Raw genomic sequence first — 4,791 nt, forward strand, 5'->3', positions numbered from 1 at the left:
ACTTGGCTACTTAAGTCCGGTGGCTTATCGAAACTTAGCCCTTAAAAAAGTTGTTTGATTTAGTGTTGACATACCAACTCCCTAAAACGTTCGTTTTAGGGAGTTCTAGTGTTTTACTAACGGCAAGAGTTGAAGAAGGATGAATAAGGGAAATCCAAAAACTATAGTTTGCCTTTCCTTTCCAGTATTTTATTTTAATCGCTATTGGTTAAATGTTTAAAAAACTGATCTGCTGCGACTGATAATGGAATATCTTTTTTAGTTACTAATCCAATCTTCCTCTTTTCTAGTTTTACATTTAAATGAACTTCAAATAATTCACCTTCTGATAACTCCTTCGAAACCAATTCCTTAGTGACAAATGCAATCCCCATTCCAATTTTTGCACATTCAATTAGCAATTCTACACTTCCTACTTCAATGTCAGGCTGTACACTAAGCCCTTGTTTTTGAAATAACTGATTAAGGAATCTTCTTGAACTACTTGTTTCCGAAAAAGAGATAATAGGATAATTTAGCATCTCTTCTAGAGAAATAGTTTTATTAGCCAAATCTTTATATTTCTTTCCTACTATAAAGGTGCTGTTAATGCTTAAGAATTCCGTTAGTTGTATTTGACTTTGATTAATTGGCATGTGAATGATGCCAATATCAATAAGTCCGTTTGTTAATTTGTCTAAAATTTTGGGTGTTGACCCATGTTGAAGTTTGATCTGTATTTTTGGAAAAATGTCTTGAAATGTCTGTACATAAGGTAGCAAATAATGTTTGCATGTTGAATCACTACCTCCGATTGTGACATGACCACTTTCTAAATTTTTCAACTCGGAAATCTTGCGTTCTGCATTATCAATTAATCCAAAAGCTTGCTGAATATAATCAAATAACGTTTTTCCCTCATTTGTTATTATTACTCCCTTTGAAGTTCTAAGAAATAATTGTACTCCTAGTCTTTCTTCTAATTGTTTAATTGAATGACTAACGCTTGGTTGTGTAATATATAACTTTTTTGCGGCTTTACTGAAGTTTTTTTCCATTGCCGTTACATAAAACACACGATATAAGTCCAAATTCATGATATAGATACCACCTATAACTGTTATTGATTATATTAATTTTATTTATGTCCGGACCTTAATTATAATAAAGATACAGAAGATAATAAACATGTAGGTCATAAGGAGTGATTTGAAGTTGGAAATACATGAATTTGACGTAAAAGCCCGTAGCCCTTGGACACCATTAACAGGTGTAAAAACAATTGTTGTTTCACCAAGTGAAAAAAGGATAAACGGTTCGGTTACGATTCCTGGAAGTAAAAGTTTAACAAATAGAGCTTTAATTATGGGTGCTTTAGCTAATGGAAAGTCAAAGGTTACAGGAATTTTAAAAAGCGATGATTCGTATTGGTGTATAGATTCTTTAAAAAAATTAGGAATAAAAATAGATATTCAAGATGAGACAGCTTACATTGAAGGAAAGGGTGGAAAATGGGATTCAGGTAGTTTGTACATTGGGGCAGCAGGTACGATTGCAAGGTTTTTACCTGGAGCTTTAGCATTATCAAGTAAAGGGACATGGGAGATAGAGGCAAGCGCAAGTATGAGTAAAAGACCCATTTCTCCTTTAATAGATGCTTTAAAAGAACTTGGTGCCGATATAGAATATTTGAATAATAAAGGTTACTATCCGTTGTCAATAAAAGGTAAAGAATTAGCTGGAGGTAATGTTAGCCTTTCGGGTAAGATTTCTAGCCAATTTATTAGTGGTTTACTGATTCCGTCACCTTATACTAAAAAGTCTATCACAGTAAATATTAAGGATTACATTGTTCAACACTCCTATGTGTTTTTAACTCTACAATTAATGGAAAAATTCGGTGCGAATGTTGAATATGATAATAACCTAAAAAAAATAGTAGTTCACCCTTCGCATTACACTCCACAAGATATAGAGTTAGAAGCAGATGCTTCTACGGCATGTTACTTTCTAGCTCTTGCAGCACTGACAAATGGTAAAATTCGAATCGATAATCTAACCTATGAAACAAAACAGCCAGATATAAAAATGGTAGATGTTCTTGAACAAATGGGATGTAAGGTAACAAAGGGCTCGTCTTTTATTGAGTTAGAAGGGGTTTCCCAATTAAAAGGTGGATTTGAAATTTCTATGAGGGAGATGTCAGATCAGACTTTAACATTAGCAGCAATAGCTCCATTTGCAGATAGAGCAATAACCATAAAGGATGTTGAACATATACGTCATCATGAATCAGATCGAATTAGTGTAATATGTGAATCTTTAACTCAATTAGGTATTAGAGTGGAGGAATTTAAAGATGGATTAAAAGTGTTTCCAGGTAACCCAAAACCAACTTTGTTAAATACTCATGATGATCATAGAGTTGCTATGTCATTAGCACTTATTGGTTCAAAAGTTGAAGGGATTCAAATAAATGATCCAGGATGTGTTTCTAAAACTTGTCCCCAGTATTTTAGGTTGTTGGAGAGCTTAGGCTTGAATATACGTCAACTTTAAATGTTGCTTAAAGTGATTAACAAAGGGTAGTTTAAATCCTTATTGAACTAATTATTCTTTAGTTTAACAAGAAACAAAAAGGCGATTTTTCTTCTTAGGAAAAATCGTCTTTTTAATTCCAAAAAATGTGATAGAGTGGGTTTTACGTCAAAATGTTGGTAGTACCCCATCGCCATCAAGCTAACAACATAAATTAATAGAGCCAAATAATATTGATTCAAAACTACCCAGTACTGGGAAATTAGGCATGTCAAAGAAACCTTGAAAAAAGCGATATTTTTTGCTAGGCAGCTTGTCTATCCTTCACCGTTTTTTCATATACAACTCCAAGAATATCCAAGACAGTCATCTTCTGTTGATTTAATGTGAAGAGCGATTAATGGAATCTCATCATAAAACATACATAGATGGAGGGAGATGAATTAAATAAAAAGAGAGTAAATCATCTTTTTTATTTGTTTGTCCTGAGAGAAAGTATTGATCATAGATAGGGGGTTCTGACGTAAAAGTGTTAAAATGTTGAAACAGCACCCCTGAACGGGTGCTGTGAATTAAACTAGTTCATCGTTCTGTTTTTTTAGGAACTTGTTTTCCAACTCTAATTGCTTCATTCGTCGTTGTAATCCTAAATTCTCTAAGTCTTTTTCTAACTCAGATGATAAATCAGTTCGTTCTTTAGCATTCTCCATTTGTTCTCTAGTAGTTGCAAACCTCTTTTGTTCTTTTGAATTCATATTAACAGCCCCTTTCCCGTGACTTTCTAGGTTCGATATAGCAGGTGGGAAATCCTGCAAAAAACACATTTACCTAGGAATGCAACCGCATTACCACAAAAAAAAACATCCGTTTAGATAGGATGTTTTTATTCTACTCTTATTTCGTTTTCATCTTTATAGTCTGCCCCTGTCGAGCTTCAATTTTTTCCATGACCTTTTTATCTCCTAATATTTTATGTCTGTTTTCATTGACCAGGCTTTGAAAAGGAGGGGTAACTTTCTCGTAATGGCACTTCTTTCTTACTGTTTAGTTTAGTACGTAAACAAGTATCATTATAACGTTTAATTGAAAATCTTTTTACTTTTCTTAATCATTTATATTCACCCTAAAATTCACCTTAAATTTACATTAAAAATAGATGAAAATAGTAGAAATCTATAAATTAAGTGGTATAGTAACATCAAAATAAGCCTTCTAGGAAAGAAACTTTATTAAAAATTGGCTATATTAGATTAATAAAGACAGGAGTAATTGTAATGAAAAAATTGACCTTAATTTTTGTATTAATATTTGCAATAGCTTTACCAAATGTTGCTCAGGCAAAAGGATTTAGTGGTCATAGTTCTTTCAGTCACAGTTCTTCGTTCAGTTCTCATTCAAGTAGGGGCACATATTCAAGTGGAACTTATCATTCTGGATATAAGTCCCCATCAAGCAACGTTACAAGAACGCCATTACGTTCTAACTCTCACACGACTTATAACCAGACCCCACCTTCACGAACAAAAAGTATACTGACTCATGCTGCAGCGTTTGGAACGGGGGCACTTTTAGGCCATATGCTTCATCCATTTGGAGGAAATTATAATGGTGCATATGGAAGTAATGCTTCAAATGGATTTTCCTTTTTGGGAATTCTTGTGGATATACTTTTGATTTTAGTCATCATCTGGGTAATTAAAAACATCTTTACAAGAAGAAGATATTAAGGAGAAATTTAAGATGAAAGTACTATTTAATGAACAAGATCTTGTGGATAGTATTTGTATTTATATTGCGGTAAAAGAAAGCATCGAACCTCAACAGGTAGAAGTAGATTTGGAGTTTCACCCTTCTCTTGGGCTTGCTGCTTCTACTTTAGTATTAGGACGTGCCACACGATTGTATGAACAAGACATCATTGATGCTGTTGCAGTATACTTACAGGACTATCATCAGTTCGTTGCTGATCATTTACAAGTTAATTTATCCTTTTCTGAAAAGGATGGATTTACTGCATCTATCCAAGTATTAAATAATTAGTAATTAGTTTCGACAAGAAACTTCCGGACATTTGTGTACAGGAATTAATAGGTTCTCTCATTATAATTTTGATTCATTATAAAAAGACATATATAAATGTAAAATAAAAAGAAGCCTTAATCTTTATATGAACTGTGCCCCATTTTACGGACAGTAGAAAAAAGTGCCTAAGCAGCTAATAAATGGTCCCGGTATTGTACCGGGGCCATTTTCCTTAGCCCCCATTGATAACGA

General features: G+C 33.4%; 6 protein-coding genes. 3 read left to right on the forward strand and 3 right to left on the reverse strand.

All coding sequences use genetic code 11. The features are described 5' to 3' along the window. Positions 1–194 precede the first annotated feature (194 nt). Positions 195–1,076, reverse strand: a complete 882-nt coding sequence (locus tag ACFX4L_RS24950; RefSeq protein ID WP_377387573.1) for a LysR family transcriptional regulator — start codon at positions 1,074–1,076, stop codon at positions 195–197. 118 nt (positions 1,077–1,194) lie between these two features. On the opposite strand from ACFX4L_RS24950, the gene aroA reads away from it, so the two are divergent. Continuing rightward, on the forward strand, positions 1,195–2,538 hold the full coding sequence (gene aroA / locus ACFX4L_RS24955) for a 3-phosphoshikimate 1-carboxyvinyltransferase (RefSeq protein WP_377387570.1): 1,344 nt from the start codon (positions 1,195–1,197) through the stop codon (positions 2,536–2,538). 551 nt (positions 2,539–3,089) lie between these two features. Here the strand turns inward: aroA and ACFX4L_RS24960 are convergent. Both ACFX4L_RS24960 and ACFX4L_RS24965 read right to left on the reverse strand, forming a co-directional pair. After that, positions 3,090–3,272, reverse strand: a complete 183-nt coding sequence (locus tag ACFX4L_RS24960) for a hypothetical protein (RefSeq protein ID WP_061463519.1) — start codon at positions 3,270–3,272, stop codon at positions 3,090–3,092. A 139-nt stretch (positions 3,273–3,411) separates the two neighbouring features. After that, the gene (locus tag ACFX4L_RS24965; protein ID WP_125163469.1) at positions 3,412–3,510 is read right to left on the reverse strand and encodes an FbpB family small basic protein; all 99 of its coding nucleotides are present in this window, start codon (positions 3,508–3,510) and stop codon (positions 3,412–3,414) included. Between the two features lie 281 nt (positions 3,511–3,791). Here ACFX4L_RS24965 and ACFX4L_RS24970 point away from each other — a divergent pair, with 281 nt between their 5' ends. Beyond that, positions 3,792–4,244 carry a hypothetical protein gene (locus ACFX4L_RS24970; RefSeq protein ID WP_061463520.1) on the forward strand — a complete coding sequence of 151 codons (453 nt, stop codon included), beginning with the start codon at positions 3,792–3,794 and terminating at the stop codon, positions 4,242–4,244. Between the two features lie 13 nt (positions 4,245–4,257). Continuing rightward, a complete protein-coding gene (locus tag ACFX4L_RS24975; protein ID WP_377387566.1) occupies positions 4,258–4,557 on the forward strand; it encodes a DUF2653 family protein in 300 nt (99 codons plus the stop codon). The last annotated feature ends 234 nt before the right edge of the window (positions 4,558–4,791 follow it).

Source organism: Peribacillus sp. YIM B13482, from assembly GCF_042787975.1.
GTDB lineage: Bacteria > Bacillota > Bacilli > Bacillales > DSM-1321 > Peribacillus > Peribacillus simplex_A.

What these genes read in the sequence shown, in the direction of transcription:
- ACFX4L_RS24960 (WP_061463519.1), bottom strand. Translation starts at nt 3,272, where the DNA reads ATGAATTCAAAAGAACAAAAGAGGTTTGCAACTACTAGAGAACAAATG.
- ACFX4L_RS24970 (WP_061463520.1), top strand. Translation starts at nt 3,792, where the DNA reads ATGAAAAAATTGACCTTAATTTTTGTATTAATATTTGCAATAGCTTTA.
- ACFX4L_RS24975 (WP_377387566.1), top strand. Translation starts at nt 4,258, where the DNA reads ATGAAAGTACTATTTAATGAACAAGATCTTGTGGATAGTATTTGTATT.
- ACFX4L_RS24950 (WP_377387573.1), bottom strand. Translation starts at nt 1,076, where the DNA reads ATGAATTTGGACTTATATCGTGTGTTTTATGTAACGGCAATGGAAAAA.